Source organism: Novosphingobium sp. TK71, from assembly GCF_055361505.1.
On the sequence record NZ_CM143962.1, the window covers coordinates 124,846 to 140,260 of the forward strand.

The 15,415-nt window shown below is 66.4% G+C and carries 10 protein-coding genes; 4 read left to right on the top strand and 6 right to left on the bottom strand.

The features are described from left to right. Positions 1 to 55 precede the first annotated feature (55 nt). The 3 genes from ACXJ16_RS00605 (at position 56) to ACXJ16_RS00615 (ending at position 4,341) form a co-directional block, all read left to right on the top strand. Positions 56 to 2,401, top strand: a complete 2,346-nt coding sequence (locus ACXJ16_RS00605; protein ID WP_463920984.1) for a glycosyltransferase family 4 protein — start codon at positions 56 to 58, stop codon at positions 2,399 to 2,401. After that, positions 2,373 to 3,683 (top strand): glycoside hydrolase family 130 protein, encoded by a 1,311-nt coding sequence (locus ACXJ16_RS00610; RefSeq protein WP_054439310.1) that lies wholly within the window; start codon positions 2,373 to 2,375, stop codon positions 3,681 to 3,683. The genes ACXJ16_RS00605 and ACXJ16_RS00610 overlap by 29 nt, the downstream gene beginning before the upstream one ends. Before the next feature lie 352 nt (positions 3,684 to 4,035). After that, positions 4,036 to 4,341, top strand: coding sequence for a tetratricopeptide repeat protein (locus ACXJ16_RS00615; RefSeq protein WP_165913253.1), 306 nt, complete (start codon positions 4,036 to 4,038; stop codon positions 4,339 to 4,341). 47 nt (positions 4,342 to 4,388) lie between these two features. Here the strand turns inward: ACXJ16_RS00615 and ACXJ16_RS00620 are convergent, their stop codons facing one another. The 5 genes from ACXJ16_RS00620 to zwf form a co-directional block, all read right to left on the bottom strand. Continuing rightward, positions 4,389 to 7,175, bottom strand: coding sequence for a phosphoenolpyruvate carboxylase (locus ACXJ16_RS00620; RefSeq protein ID WP_463920985.1), 2,787 nt, complete (start codon positions 7,173 to 7,175; stop codon positions 4,389 to 4,391). Beyond that, positions 7,172 to 7,798, bottom strand: a complete 627-nt coding sequence (eda, locus tag ACXJ16_RS00625; RefSeq protein ID WP_185996829.1) for a bifunctional 4-hydroxy-2-oxoglutarate aldolase/2-dehydro-3-deoxy-phosphogluconate aldolase — start codon at positions 7,796 to 7,798, stop codon at positions 7,172 to 7,174. The genes ACXJ16_RS00620 and eda overlap by 4 nt, the downstream gene beginning before the upstream one ends. Then, positions 7,795 to 8,799: a glucokinase gene (locus tag ACXJ16_RS00630; RefSeq protein WP_324696485.1), complete on the bottom strand. Its 1,005-nt coding sequence runs from the start codon at positions 8,797 to 8,799 to the stop codon at positions 7,795 to 7,797. The genes eda and ACXJ16_RS00630 overlap by 4 nt, the downstream gene beginning before the upstream one ends. After that, complete coding sequence (gene edd, locus ACXJ16_RS00635; RefSeq protein WP_324696483.1) at positions 8,796 to 10,610, bottom strand: phosphogluconate dehydratase; 1,815 nt, start codon at positions 10,608 to 10,610, stop codon at positions 8,796 to 8,798. The genes ACXJ16_RS00630 and edd overlap by 4 nt, the downstream gene beginning before the upstream one ends. 222 nt (positions 10,611 to 10,832) lie before the next feature. After that, positions 10,833 to 12,290: a glucose-6-phosphate dehydrogenase gene (gene zwf / locus ACXJ16_RS00640; protein ID WP_255351673.1), complete on the bottom strand. Its 1,458-nt coding sequence runs from the start codon at positions 12,288 to 12,290 to the stop codon at positions 10,833 to 10,835. A 425-nt stretch (positions 12,291 to 12,715) separates the two neighbouring features. Here zwf and ACXJ16_RS00645 point away from each other — a divergent pair, with 425 nt between their 5' ends. Then, complete coding sequence (locus tag ACXJ16_RS00645) at positions 12,716 to 13,714, top strand: sensor histidine kinase (RefSeq protein WP_185996832.1); 999 nt, start codon at positions 12,716 to 12,718, stop codon at positions 13,712 to 13,714. 47 nt (positions 13,715 to 13,761) lie between these two features. On the opposite strand, the gene ACXJ16_RS00650 is transcribed toward ACXJ16_RS00645, so the two are convergent. Beyond that, complete coding sequence (locus tag ACXJ16_RS00650) at positions 13,762 to 15,237, bottom strand: OprO/OprP family phosphate-selective porin (RefSeq protein WP_463920986.1); 1,476 nt, start codon at positions 15,235 to 15,237, stop codon at positions 13,762 to 13,764. Between the last annotated feature and the right edge of the window lie 178 nt (positions 15,238 to 15,415).

A 15,415-nucleotide genomic window follows, 5' to 3' on the forward strand; every position in this document is an offset into this window, starting at 1 on the left:
TGCCATGCTCGCGAATTGAGCAAGCAATCTCCTCCATTATGCAGACGGGGTGCGCATGAACCTGATGCCTCGTGACGATGAACCCGGCCAGAAATCGGGCTCAGACAAGATACGTTCGATTTTCGAAGTTACTCCGCCGGCATTGCCTCCCAAGGGGGAGGAACTGTTGCGTATTGCGCTTGTCGGCAATTTCGCGCCTCGCAAGTGCGGGATCGCGACGTTTACGACCGATATCTTCGAAAAGCTGCGCGAACATCATCCCGAAGTGGCGGTAGAGGTCCATGCCCTCGACGATCCGGCACTGCCGCTCGATTACCGCCACGTCGCCGGCACTATCACCTGCAACGATCCCCAGGACTATGCCCGCGCCGCCCGGCAGATCAACGAATCCGGGGTGGAGGCGGTATGGGTCCAGCACGAATACGGCATCTTCGGCGGGCCGGACGGCGAGATGGTACTCGATTTAGTGGACCGCCTTGCGGCGCCTCTCGTCCTCACGCTGCATACCGTCCTGTCCGAGCCTTCGGAGCGGCAGGACGCGATCATGCGGCATCTGGTCTCGCGGGCTTCGCGGATCATGGTCATGTCACGCCGTTCCCGCGATCTGCTGGAAAGCCGTTACGAGGTGCCGTCCCGCATCGTCGAGGTGATCGAGCATGGCGCGCCGGACCGGCCGTTCGGTCGGCACGAGGAATTCAAGGCGCGTCAGGGCCTGTCTGATCGCAAGGTGCTGATGACCTTCGGCCTGCTCGGACGCGGCAAGGGGCTGGAACATGCCATCGGCGCGCTGCCGGCGATCGTCGCGCGGCATCCCGAGGTGGTCTATCGCATCGTCGGCGCCACGCACCCCAATCTCGTCGTACGAGAGGGTGAGGCTTACCGCGAGGAACTGGAGGCGCTCGCCGCCGAACTGGGCGTGGCGGACCACATCGCGTGGGAAAACCGCTTCCTCGAAACCGACGACCTGCTTGACCAGCTCGAATCCTGCGACATCTATCTTACGCCCTATCCGGGGCTGCAGCAGTCGACCTCGGGCACGCTCAGCTACGCCGTTGCGCTGGGCAAGGCCGTGGTTTCCACGCCTTACGTTCATGCGCGCGAACTGCTGGGCGAGGATATCGGCAAGCTGATCGAGCCCGGCTCCAGCGAGGCGATCGCCGAGGCCGTGACGGCGCTGCTCGACGATCCCGATGAACTCGCCGCGCTGCAACGCCGCGCCTGGGTGCGGGGACGGGAGATGATCTGGCCCCGGTTCGCCGATGCCAGCGTGCGGCTGGTATCCCGCGCCCGCGCGCCCGATCCCGCGCTGCCGCCGATCACCGCGACGCCGGGCCTTTCCGCCATTCTCGCCATGAGCGATGCCACCGGCATGCTCCAGCATTCCATCGGCGTGGTGCCCGATCGCCGCCATGGCTATTGCCTCGACGACAATGCCCGCGCGCTCATGCTCATGAACGTGGCGCGGGGGCTGCCGGTGGGCGAGCGGATGAAATGGAGCCTGGCTTACGCGTCCTTCGTGCAGTTCGCCTGGAACCCGGATGCCGGGCGCTTCCGCAACTTCATGCGCTTCGACCGGTCATGGTGCGAGGACGAGGGTTCCGAGGATTCGAACGGCCGCGCCGTCTGGGCGCTCGGCCAGACGTCCGAGCGGGCCGGGGATCAGGGGCTGGCGGAGTGGGGCCTGCAACTCTTCGACACTGTGCTCCCCTCGCTGGCGGACGTGGACGCGCCGCGCGCCAAGGCTTTCACCATGCTCGGCGCCTGCGCCGTGCTGCGCCGCCATCCGCAGCATCAGGCGGCCATCGCCTGCGTGCGCGAGGGCGGCGACTTCCTGATGCGGCTGCTCGGCCACGGTCGGCGGCCGGACTGGGCCTGGTTCGAGGCCGTGCTCGGCTACGATAATCCGCGCCTCCCGCAGGCTTTGATCGAGGCCGGGCTGGCGCTGGGCCAGGAAGCATGGATCGGCGCCGGGCTCGAAACGCTGGAGTGGATCTGCCGCCAGCAGCTTTCCGCGCGGGGGCAGTTCCGGCCGATCGGTTCGGAGAGCTTCCACAAGCCGCACAGCTATCTGCCGTTCGACCAGCAGCCGCTGGAAGCGCAGGCCGCGATCGAGGCGGCGGCCAGCGCATGGCGCGCCACCAACGGTGCGTTCTGGACGGAACATGCGATGACGGCCTGGCGCTGGTTCTTCGGCGGCAACGACCGCGGCGTCGTTCTGGCCGACATTGCGACGGGCCGATGCCGCGATGGGGTCACGCCGAGGGGAGTGAACGGCAATTGCGGCGCGGAATCCATTCTCGCCTTCCAACTTTCGCACTATGCTCTGGCCGAGCTTGCCGTGTCGGCACCGCTCGGACGTGGAGGAGGATTGCTTGAATCGGCCCGAGAACGTCTGGTCTGAACCGCTCCATGTCTTCGAGACTCGCCTCTATGCCGATCCGGCACGAGTCGTGCTGCGTCCGTTCCACCTTGGCTGGCAGGGCAAGAACGCGCCCGGCGGCCGTGCGAACAAGCTGGTGGAAGATATCGCGGGACTCAGCGAGGAGCAGGTTGCTTCCGAATACGAACGCGTCCTGCGCGATTTCAAGGAACGCCACTGGCAGACCGAGAATATATTCGCCGACCGCTTTCTGGAGGTCGCGGCGAACCTCGAACTCGATCCGGGGCAGTTTTCGGAAACCCGCCAGCGCCTGATCGGGGCCTATTTCTGCCACGAATACACGTTCGCGGCGGCGGCGCTGATGAATCCCTCGATCGTGCCTGCGCCTGACCAGTCGGGCATGCAGGACGGCGCGGTGCGCTTCATCATGTCGCTTCGGGCGGTGGGTGAAGGCCACATCAGTTCCATCGCCTTTCGCGAGGGCATAGCCGAGGCCGACGGGACGTTCTGTCTCTGGCCGCAGGCCTCTTTCGCTACCTCGGTCGAACTCGACGAGGAAGGCGAGGTCGATGCCGACGGCACGGTTGCGGTCCATCGCCATCCGGAGTCCAGCCTGTCCAACACCGTGATCTTCCCCATCACCGAGCAACAGCGCGGCGGACTGGAAGACTTGCGCCTCGTGCGGTTCGACCATGGGGACGGGGATTACGAATGGGTGGGCACCTACACCGCCTATTCCGGCAGCTCCATTCGCTCCGAACTGCTGCGGACCCGCGATTTCCGGGCGTTCGAACTGGAACCGATCCGGGGCAGGGCGGGCCGCAACAAGGGCATGGCGCTGTTCCCGCAGAAGATCGACGGCCAGTTCGCCATGGTCGGCAGGCAGGACGGCAAGAACCTGTTCCTGCTCCGGTCCGACTCGCTCGACATCTGGGATGATGACGGCGTTCTGCTGATGGGGCCGAAGTACCCCTGGGAATTCATCCAGATCGGCAATTGCGGCAGCCCGATCCCCACCGAGCATGGCTGGCTGCTGTTCACGCACGGTGTCGGCGCGATGCGCAAATACGCGCTCGGCTGCGCATTGCTCGACCTCAAGGACCCGTCGAAAGTGCTGGCGCGCACGACGGAGCCGGTGCTGACCGCCGAAAACGCGGATCGCTCGGGCTATGTGCCCAACGTGGTCTATACCTGCGGTGCGCTCAAGGTGGGGGAACGGCTGCTTCTGCCATATGGTATTTCCGACAGTACAGTCGGCTTCGCGACCTGCGAGATCGAGGGGCTTTTGAAGCTGATGGCGTGATGTGAAGCGCAGTGCGGGAGATGCACTGTTTTTTACAAATCAATGCTGCGTCCGGGGAGCGTTGACCGCTCCGATGGCGCGATGTTACGTTTTTTCATATTGTTGAAAGGATGTGCATATGCGCCTGGCTATTTTGCTTGCGGCAGCGGCTCTCGTTTCCACGCCTGCCTTTTCTCAAGTTCTTCAGTCGGGCGCATTGTCCGCCGGAGCGGATCGGTCTCTGGGCGTTCCAGCCTTTTCCGGCATTCCGATGCAGCCTGCCTTCTCCGGGCCGGGACGAGGCGCCGGTCCGCAAATGACGCTGGTGCGCACTCTACTTGCGGAAGGCAAATATGCCGAAGCAGACCGGATATTGACTGATCTCGTCCACCGCTCGAACAATAGCGAGACCTATTTCCTGAAGGGCGTTTCCTCGCTCGGCACAGGCCAGTCGGCGTCGGCCCGGACCTATTTCAAGTCCGTGCTGATGAGCCGGAAAACGCGGCATGCCGGCGCCATGACGGGCCTTGCGCTTTCGGAAATTCAACTGGGTAATAGGCCGGCGGCAGAGCGAATACTCGAAACTCTCAAGTCGCAGGACGATCGCTGCGACGGACGCTGTTCGCGCAGCACTTCGATAGAGCAGGCCGTTTCCACCGTCGAAAAGGCCCTGGGCTAGCCGAAGCTCATGCCCCCGCCCGGATGAGCGGGGGCATTTCCGCTTCTTCACCCGTGGGCGCCGAACTCGTTCGCCAGCGCCGTGGTGATCCGCAGTGAAAGCGCATAGGAGCGTGCGATCGGATCGATGTAGTCGCGGTGAATAGGGGTATATCCGGTCGCGCTTGAATCCGGATAATCGCTTGGCAGTTCCACCTTGAAATCGTCGATCGAGGGGAAGCTCGTCGGGAAGGCGCGGCGAAGCTGGGCGAGGCCGTCCTCGACGCGCAAGGTGAAGAACATCTCCAGCACGTCGTCACGGCTGATATCGTTCGCGCGGCTGAACTGCGGCACCATGACCACACGCAGGAACATGTGCTTGAACAGGGCGATCCGCAGCGATTGCAGCACGCCCAGGCTGCGGCGGGTATGCTCGCGGTCCGGCAGCGGTGCTTCGTTCGGCAGCAGGTCGAGCAGGAAGTGCAGCTTCATCGCATCGACCCTGAGGCGCGAGGCGAGGCGGCGATAGACGCCGGTGCGGTCATCCTTGGTCAGGTATTCGGCCAGCTTGAGGCAAGCCCCCGCGATGTGCTGCTCGTCGCCGCGATAGGGGCGGCTGGCCCAGTAGGCCGAGTTGAACAGTTCGCCATAGGCCGCCACCGTCTTGATCGAGGCCAGCGCGTTGGCATGCCGGGCAAGCCGCATCAACTGCTGCCCGCGCTCGCTTTCGCGCAGCAGGGCGGCCACTTCCTCGCGGTTGCCGTCGGACGCGGTGCCGATCCCGGCGATCACGTTCACCGGATAGCCCAGTTGCTGGAGGATCGCGTTGTGCGGGATCGCGCGGATCTGGCGCAGGCTCATCGAGCGGTCGGCCGCAAGGTCCGACTGGCGGCGCGACTTGCGGCTGCCGGTATCGTTGAGCAGCCCCAGACCGAAGGCCGTGATCGCGCGACTGTAAGTGCTGCTTTCCAGATGCTCGTGCTGCACGCCGCGAATGGCGCGGTAGAAATCGAGGCTGAGGTCGGTGCGGCGATAGAACAGGTCGGTCGGCGCTTCGGCGTCGGCCCCCCACAGCGGCATTTCGGCCATGCGGGTGAGCGTGGCGAGCGCCAGTTCGTCCGACCCGAACCAGAGATAACCGTCACCGCCCTGGAACGAGACTTCGGGCTCCAGCCGGATGCCCGCGCGCAGGAAGCGGCGGCGGGCCCAGGGGCTCATCGGCCAGTCGAACCGGTCCTTGAGGCTGGAGGGATGCGCGCCGCGGCCCATCGATTCGCCGTGGGTGTTGAAGATCAGCGCCGAAACGTCGGTGAGGCCGTTCGCCACCATGGCTTCGGAAAGGCGGCCCTGCAGTCGCTCGATGGCGAGCGCGGCGGGAACTTGCCCGACGAAGCGGCCCGCGTCCGAGAAGCCGGTCTGGATCGAGACGCGGCCGCGCTTGTGGGCATATTCGCGGTAGGCGGGTTCTGCCAGCACCGCGTCGAGGAAGCGGCCGCCATGCTCCAGCGCGCTTTCCGTTTCGAACAGCGGCGAGACGTCGACTTTCTCGTCGATCCCGAACATCCGCGCGAAGTAGAGCGCGGCGAGGATCGTGGTGGGCTCCTCGCACTCGGCCACGAGCATGCGGATCGGCGCATCCGCGTCGATATGGGCGAGGATCTGCGCCATCGCCAGGAACTGGCGCACGGCGGTGGAATTCTCGATGGCGAGTGCGGCGAAGTTCGACCTGAGCGGGCGGACTTCGGCCAGCAGCTCGCGCATGCGGACCAGCGCGGCCTGGCTGGCGAGGTTCAGCTTGCCTTCCGGGTCGATACGCAGGCGGATCGCGTTCTGGAGCTGCGAGGCGTTCACGCGGAAGTGGATCCAGCCCATGCCAAGCCCGTCCGCCCGCATGGCGGCGGCGGCGACCAGCAGTGTGCGGGCCTGGTCCTGATCGGCGTGGCGCGCTTCGTATTCGAGGTCGCTCACGATGCCTTCGAGGCTGACGAGCTTGTCGGGATGTTCGGCGGTGAGCGCGTTGGCTGCTTCCGACAGCGCCTCTGGCGAGGAGAAGTCCTGCGCGAAGTGCGCGGCCATGTCCCCGGCGAGCGTGCCGGCGCGGGCCAGCCTGGCCGCGGTGTCCGGGGCTGCATGTTCCAGCATCGCGGCATAGCCGGCAAGACGCTGTGCCTTTTCCTCCAGCCGGTAGCGGATCGAGGTGGACCAGCCGATATCGGTGCGCCCGTCCATGTCGTAGCCCACCCACGAGGCGAAGCGCACGGGCATGGGGTTCAGGCCCTTCCAGCGCTTGGGCCAGCGGGCGGCGGCAATGTCGAACAGGCGTTCGTTGATACGGTCGCGGGCCTTCTGGCCGCGCGCGATCGCCTCCATCGCCTTGCCGTGCTCGTAATCGAGCGTGATCGTATCACGGTCGGGCGAGGCGGCACAGACGGTGGCCTCGCTGTGATCGCCGGTGGAGGCGGCGTGAGTCACGGCTTCGGTCTGGGCGGTGGAGAGCAGGAAAGTAGGGTGCCCGGTGAAGACGACATGGGCGGCGGGGCGCTGCCAGCGCACGGCGAAGGCGGTGAAGTCTTCTTCGCTGGCGGCTTCGTCGAGCCGCTTTTCGTTTTCGGCCGTGGCGATGGGGGCGAGCATGCGGTCAAGCCGCGCGGCGCGGGCGCGCAGCCCCTCGCACTCCATCTCGGCGACGAGGGCCTCGATCTGGTCGAGGCCCATTTCGCCGTTTTCCAGCTGGCGCGACAATTCGAGCCCCAGCTGGAAAACCGGATTGTAGAGCGGCGTCTGGGCGGTCAGGACATGGAGTTCCTGAAGGCGGCGGTCGAGATCGTCGACCGTGGTCAGCGCCGCCCCCGTCATCGCGGGAGCCCCGCGGCGAGGCGGGCGGCCGCCTCGATCTTCGCCACATCGGGCTTGCCCTTGGGCACCATCCAGCTGCCGCCGACGCAGAGCACCGCATCAAGCGCCAGCCATTCGGGGGCGTTTTCAGGCGTCACCCCGCCGGTCGGGCAGAACTTGGCCTTGAACAGCGGGGCAGAGATCGCCTTCAGGGCCGGAGGACCGCCCGCCGCCATGGCGGGGAAGAACTTCAGCCGGTCGAACCCGCATTCCAGTGCGAACATCACGTCGCTGGCATTGGCGGTGCCGGGCAGGAACGGGATCTGCGACTTGTAGGCGGCTTCGGCCAGCATCGGGGTGAGGCCGGGCGAGACGATGAATTCGGCGCCCGCATCGATGGAGCGCTTCAGGTCGTCGGGCGAAAGCACGGTGCCCGCGCCGACCACGGCTCCGGGAACCTGCTTCATCACCTTGATCGCCTCGATCGCGCATTCGGTGCGCAGCGTCACTTCGAGCGCGGGCAACCCGCCCGCGACGAGCGCTTCGGCGATCGGCAGGGCGTGTTCGATATCCTCGATCACCAGCACCGGGATCACCGGGGCCAGACGCATGACCTTTTCGACGGCTTCGGACGGGCTGCTCATTGAACGTGCTCCCTGACATAGGCGGCAGCCGCGCCGAACAGGCCGGGCTGCGGATGGGTGATGAGCTTGACCGGCATCTGCGCCATCATGCCGGCAAAGCGGCCCTTGGCGCAGAAACGCTCGGCAAAGCCCGAGGACAGAATGGTTTCGCGGATACGGTAGCCGAGCCCGCCGGCGATCACGACGCCGCTGGCACCGTGCGCCAGCGCGCAGTCGCCCGCCGCGCTGCCGAGTGCCAGGCAGAAACGGTCGACGGCGGCGGCGGCCAGCGGGTCGGAAAGGTTGGTGCCCGCAGTCCAGATATCGACGTCGGTCATATCGTGAACCGCGCGGTTCTCCATGGCGGCGAGCGTCTGGTAGATGTCGACGATGGCGGGGCCGGAGACGACGCGCTCGGTGGAGACGCGGTTGTGCCGCTTGCGCAGACGGGCGAGGATCGCGTCCTCGATCAGGTCCAGCGGCGCATAGTCGGTATGGCCGCCTTCGGTCGCCTGCACGTGGTAGAACCCGCCCTGGCCGTGGGGCAGGCCGTTGCGCCACAAGTGCGCCACGCCAAGCCCGGTGCCCGGGCCGAGCACGCTGAGCGTGCCCGATACCGGCAGCGGCACGTCCGGCCCGGCCAGATGCAGGAACTGGTCTTCCGGCGCCAGCGCCACGGCATAGGCCACCGCCGCGAAGTCGTTGACCACGGTGTAGCGTTCCACGCCCAGCTTTTCCGGGATCAGGCCGGGGCGGATGATCCACGGGTTGTTGGTGAAACGGATCACGTCGCCGCCGACCGGACCGGCGATGGCAATCGATACCGCCGGCGGGACTGTCCCGCCGTTCCGCTCACGGAAGGCCTGCCAGGCGAGCTGGAAGCTGCCGTGGTCGCTGGTGTGGAGCGTGACCGGCTCGTCCAGCGTGATCTGGCCCTGTCCATCGACTGCGGCCAGCGCGAAGCGTGCGTGCGTGCCGCCGATATCGACGGCTACGAGTTCGGTACTTCCCTGGGCGCTCACAGTCCCGCGACCTCCAGCATCGAGGAGCCGCCCTGTTCGGCGCCGCCCGCATTCATGCGGAACATCGCGAAGAGTTCGCGGCCCATGCCTTCGGCAGGCGCGGGCAGCGGGGCGGGCGAGCGACCGGAAAGGTCCGCCGTGGTGGAAAGCGTGCCGTCTTCCGCCGAGAGGCGCACGATATCGCCGTCCTGCAGATAGGCGATCGGGCCGTCGGCCAGCGCTTCCGGGGTGACGTGGATCGCGGCGGGAACCTTGCCCGAAGCGCCCGACATGCGCCCGTCAGTGACCAACGCCACCTTGAAGCCGCGATCCTGCAGCACGCCGAGCGGCGGGGTCAGCTTGTGCAGTTCGGGCATGCCGTTGGCGCGCGGGCCCTGATGGCGCACGACCACCACCACGTCGCGGTCCAACTCACCCGCCTTGAAGGCGTTGATGACGGCTTCCTGCGTCTCGAACACGCGGCACGGCGCCTCGATGGTCCAGCGCTCCTGATCGACCGCGCTGGTCTTGAAGGTGGCGCGGCCCACGTTGCCGGAAACGAGGCGCATGCCGCCGTCGGGCAGGAAGGGCTTGGCCACCGTGCTCAGCATGGCGTCATCGCCGCTGACGGCAGGCGCGGGCTTCCACTTGAGTTCGCCATCGTCGAGCGTGGGCTCAGTGGCATAGGCGCGCATGCCGCCGCTGGAGACGGTGAGGATGTCCTCATGGGCCAGCCCTGCATCGAGCAGCTCGCGCACCACCCAGCCCATGCCGCCGGCGGCGTGGAAGTGGTTCACGTCGCCCGAACCGTTGGGATAGACGCGGGTGATGAGCGGCACCGCGCCTGACAGTTCGTCGAAGTCCTGCCAGTCGATGTGGATGCCGGCGCAGCGGGCCATGGCGGGCAGGTGGATCGCGTGGTTGGTCGATCCGCCGGTGGCGAGCAGTCCGACGATGGCGTTGACGATCGCCTTCTCGTCCACGACGTGGCCCATCGGGCGGAAATCGTCGCCCTTGCGGGTCATCTCGGTCACGCGGTGGACGGCGGCGCGGGTCACGGCCTGACGCAGCGAGGTGCCGGGCGGCACGAAGGCGGCGCCGGGCATGTGCAGACCCATCATCTCCATCATCATCTGGTTGGAGTTGGCGGTGCCGTAGAACGTGCAGGTGCCCGCCGAGTGATAGGAGGCGCTTTCGCTGGCCAGCAGTTCCTCACGGCCGACCTTGCCCTCTGCATAGAGCTGGCGGACCTTCTGCTTCTCCTTGTTGGAGATGCCGCTGGGCATCGGGCCGGAGGGGATGAACACCGCCGGAAGATGGCCGAAGCGCAGCGCGCCCATGACCAGGCCCGGCACGATCTTGTCGCAGATGCCCAGGAGGGTCATGCCGTCATACATCGCATGGCTCAGCGAGACGGCGGTGGAGAGGGCGATGGTGTCGCGGCTGAACAGCGAGAGTTCCATGCCGTCGAAGCCCTGGGTCACGCCGTCGCACATGGCGGGCACGCCGCCTGCGACCTGTGCCGTAGCGCCTACTTCGCGGGCGTAGAGCTTCATCTGCTCGGGATAGCGGCCATAGGGCTGATGGGCCGAGAGCATGTCGTTGTAAGCGGTGACGATGCCGACGTTGATCGCCTTGCCGGTGGCGATGGCGGGCTTGTCTTCGCCGCTGGCCGCAAAACCATGCGCGAGGTTGGAGCACGAAAGGAACGAACGGTCCGAATGACGGCCGGCTTCGCGTTCGATCATGGCGAGATAGCGTTCGCGGCTGGGCTTCGACCGCTCGATAATGCGATCAGTCACGCGGGCGACCACCGGGCTGAGATTGCTCATGGGGTTACTCCTGCACTTTCCGTCTGTCTTTTTGTCTCAGCCTCCCGAAGCCGCCGCAACAGGATCTCCCGAGCGAAGGCTTGAAGGCATTTAGGTAACCGGTGTCAACATCTATCTTCCACCGGTTTGCGGGGGAACGGGGGCGCGGGACGACGCGCGCACCCTGGCATATAGGGTGCGCTGCGAGGTCATGCCCGCCCTGGCCTTTTTACTCTGGCCCGGTCACTCATGCCACGTGACGCCGTCGCGCTCGGCGAGGGCGATGGCGGCGGAGGGGCCCCAGCTTCCGGCAGTGTAGGTCTTGGGCTCCTGGGCCTGTTCCTCCCACTCGGCGCGGATGGCGTCGATCCAGTCCCACTGGGCTTCCACTTCGTCACGGCGGACGAACAGCGTCTGCTCACCCTCGATCAGGTCCAGCAGCAGGCGCTCGTAAGCGATGCGGCGCTGCGGGCCGGCGAAAGCGTCGGGCATGGTGATGGCGAGCGGGATCGAGCGCAGGCCGAAGCCGTTGCGATCGAGGCCCGGCACCTTGGCCATGAGCGAAAGCGTGATGTTTTCGCTCGGCTGGATGCCGATGACGAGGCGGTTGGGCACCGTGCGGGCGCCCCTGCCATGGAAGATCGAGTGCGGCACGTCGCGGAACTGGACGACGATCTCGGTCGTGCGCTTGGGCAGGCGCTTGCCGGTGCGCAGATAGAAGGGCACGCCCTGCCAGCGCCAGTTGTCGATATGCGCCTTGATCGCGACGAAAGTCTCGGTGTTCGAATCCTTGCCCAGTTCGTCGTCGTAACCGGGCACGGCCTGGCCGCCGATGGCGCCGGCGCGGTACTGGCCGGTGACGGTCTCGTTGGCGGCAACCTTGCGCAAGGAGCGCAGGATCTTCACCTTTTCGTCCCGCACGCTGGTGGCGTCGTAGCTGACCGGCGGCTCCATGGCGACGAGCGCGAGCAGCTGGAGCATGTGGTTCTGCACCATGTCCCGCAGCGCGCCCGAATCGTCGTAATAAGCCACGCGCGATTCGAGGCCCACGGTTTCGGCCACGGTGATCTGCACATGATCGATATGCGCCGCGTTCCACAGCGGTTCGAACATCAGGTTGGCGAAGCGCAGCGCCAGCAGGTTCTGGACGGTTTCCTTGCCCAGATAGTGGTCGATGCGGAAGATGCGGTCTTCCGGGAAGGCGCGGGCCACAGCGTCGTTGATGACCTTGCTGGAGGCAAGATCGATGCCGAGCGGCTTTTCCAGCCCGATGCGCACATTGTCCCCGGCAAGGCCGCTGGCCTGCAGGCCGCGAATGGTCGGCTCGAACAGGCTGGGCGCGGTGGACAGGAAGATCGAGAGACCGTCCTGCGGCTGTCCGACCTTGGCCGCCAGTGCGTTGAAGCCTTCCATCTGGTTGGCGTCGAGCGTCTGGTACGACAGGCGGTTGAGGAACCGCGCCATGCCGCCGCGCCGGTCGGCGGGCAGGAACTGTTCGAGCGAGGCCCGCGCGAAATTGCGGAACTCGGCGTCGTCATGGTCGGAACGGGCCGTGCCGATGATCTCGACCTTGGGGTCGAGCAGGCCCTCGGCATCGAGGGCGCAGAGCGAGGGAAGGAGCATGCGGCGCGAAAGGTCGCCGGTGGCGCCGAACAGGAGCAGACGATCTGACGTGAATGGGGCCGATATGGAATTGGTCACTGGGCGCAGTCCACCTTCTGGGGGTTATCCACCTATATGGTCATTTTCCGCCGGGGATCGACGGGCTCCTCCTCCAACAATCCAGTCATATGCAACACGAGGAGAAAGGGTCGGCCATGGGATAGAGTCGATCCTGGAAGTGGGCAGGATGTCACGATCGGGGTATCAGGCAGGACGTCTGGTCTTCGCGGTTGCAGCATAACATGGACTGCGTGCGAAGTGCTAGGCGAGAGCGCGGCAAACCTCAACCACGTTTGCACGGATTGAACGCAACAAGTGCCCGTATACGTATTTAGCACCGGCTCGCGGCAGGATTTTCCGCAAGTTCGTTGCCCGGGCGTCTTTGTCCTGTCGTCCGGCGCGGGCATGGAGAAGGATCGGCGCCGATCGGAACGGCGCGCAGAAGGACGGAAGGCGAATAGATCATGGCCGGTGAGGGCGTACACCTCCTCGAACACCTCCAGACACCCGCGATGATGGTTTCGCGGGGCCAGGTCCGTTTCGCCAACAGCGCCGCGCGTGCCCTGCTGGGCGCGCATATCGTGGGGCAGGACGTCCGCATCGCAATCCGCGAGCCGCGCGCCGTGGCGGCGATCCTCAGCGATGAGGGCGGCACCGCCCGCGTCAGCGGGCTGTCCACCGGCGGCAGCGTCTGGGAAGTCGATTGCCGGGTGGTTTCGGTGACGGACCGGCTGGTCAGCCTCTACGATCTTTCCGAACGGGTCAGCGTGGCCAAGTCCCATGCCGATTTCGTCGCCAATGCCAGCCACGAACTGCGCACGCCGCTGGCCAACGTGCTGGGCTATGTCGAAACCCTGCACAACCCCAAGGCGGGCGGCGACGAAGGCGTGCGCAAGCGCTTCCTAGACACGATTCGCCACGAGGCCCAGCGCATGGAGGCGCTGATCTCGGACCTCATGTCGCTTTCGCGGATCGAGGCGGTGAAGCACGAGGTGCCCTCCGAGCGGGTGGAGATGGTGTCGCTCGCCAACGAGATCGCCGGTGAGGCGCGCGGCGACGCGCAGATCGCGGTGCAGTCCAACTGCGAGCAGGCGGTGGTCGCCGGCGATCGCGGCCAGCTTGCGCAGGTCCTGCGCAATCTCATCGACAATTCGCTGAAGTATGGCAAGTCGGGCGGGCCGGTGGACGTGAGCCTGGAGGCGACCGCGACCGGCTGGGTGCTGGTGACCGTGCGCGATCACGGCGAGGGTATCGCGCCGGAGCATCTTCCCCGCGTGACCGAGCGCTTCTACCGCGCCGACACCAGCCGCAGCCGTGCCGTGGGCGGCACCGGGCTGGGCCTGTCGATCGTCAAGCACATCGTCGAGCGCCACCGGGGCCGCTTCGATATCGACAGCCGTCCGGGGCAGGGGACTACCGCCTCGCTGATGCTGCCGCTGCGCAAGGAAGCGGCGGCGGGTTAGGTATACAACCTAGGCGGCGGGCCTGCCTCCCGGCAGGCTGTTCGCCCTCAGAAATCCAGTTCGAACCGGGTGCCGATGACCTGCGCGTCGTAGTCGGTCTTGCCGGAGGGCAGGGCCTTGGCGCCGGTATAGTCCATCAGCGCATAGTTCACGTTGAAGCGCAGGTTCTGGATCGGCTCCCACACCAGCGCGGCGATGTAACCGTTCTGGGTGCCGCCGCGAATGTCACGGTCGTTGAGGTCGAGCCAGTCGTAGCGCAGCGTGAACAGGACCGAGCCGATGCCGCCTTCGCCCACCGGGTGGGCAGGCTTCTCGACGCGGAAGATGCCTTCCTTGTAGCCGCGATGATCGCCCTTGGTCAGGAACAGGCCGGTCTCGGCATAGGCGCCCTGGAAGGTGACGGTGGAGGCGTCGACGCGGTTGGCGGTGAGCGCGTGATATTCGGCGGCGGCGTGCCAGCGGCCACGAATGGCGGCGAATTCCACGCCGTAGTGATCCTCCTCCGAGACGTTCATCGCCGGGGTGCCGATCAGGCGCGTATTGGTCGAATGGACGAAGGGGCGCTGGCGGTAGCGGGTGTCGCTTTCGGCAAGGCGGCCGAGGCGGCGCCAGTGGGCCGAGCCGCCGAAGTGCAGCTGGAGATCGCCGATCTTCGGCGCGAAGACGAGGCGGCCGTCGAGGCCGTAGCTGTTGTTCTCGTCGCCGCCGTTCTCGCCGTCGCTGTCGTTGGCGAGCGCGGAAATGTCGTCGGTGAACACGCCCGCCTGCGCCAGCCACGGCCCCTTGCCGTACTGGAAGGCGAGACCGAGGCGGCGTTCGAAGTTGAAGGCGTCGGTGAAGGCGGCGCGTTCCATCACGCTGCCGGAGGTGTCGCCGGTCAGTTCGTCCAGCGACTGGAAGGAGTTCTGGTTGCCGAGCCGGATCTGCCACGGGCCGGTGTGATAGCCCACATAGGTATCCACCAGATCGACCGCGTTGTCGGACAGTTCCAGTTCCAGCTTGTAGTCGAAACCGGCGCCCAGCGCGCCTTCGGCGCCGAGTCGGATGCGGCGCATCTCGTTGTTGAAGCCAAGGCCCTTGTCGTCGAGGCTGCCGGGCGCGCTGACATAGTTGGCGTCGGCCTGGATGCGGCCCTTGACCTTGAATGCGCGGTCGCCCTGCGCGAACTGCGGGCTGCCCTTCCAGTCGATGCTGGTGGCGTCCTTGTCGCCGGCGCGGGGGGCGGGAGCGGCGGTGCCGGCGGCAATGGCAGGCGTGCCGGCCGGCGCGGCGGCAGGAGCGGCGCTCTGGGCGGCGGTGCCCTGTGCCGCGGCTGCGGCGGGGGAGGCTTGTGCCGCGGCTGCGGCGGGAGAGGCCGCGTTGAGCCGCGCTTCCATCGCCTCCATCTGGGCCTTCATCGTGCGGATCTGCGCGCGGAGAACTTCCGCTTCCTCAGCCGAGATCGCCTGCGCATGGGCGCCGGGGGCGGACAGAACGATGGCGACGGCGGTCGCGCAGGCCATGACGAGGCGCATATCAGGCATTCTCCAGAGCGCTGCACCGATGTGCTGGGCGCGACGAGGCCGACTATTGCCGTTCAGTGACAGTTTGATGACGATTGTGACTGCGAATATGACGAATATGACGATCGGCGCGGGGGGCTTCGTTCGGGTATCCGCGCCCGATCCGGGATTCGGCCGGAGTCGCACCGGCGACATGATC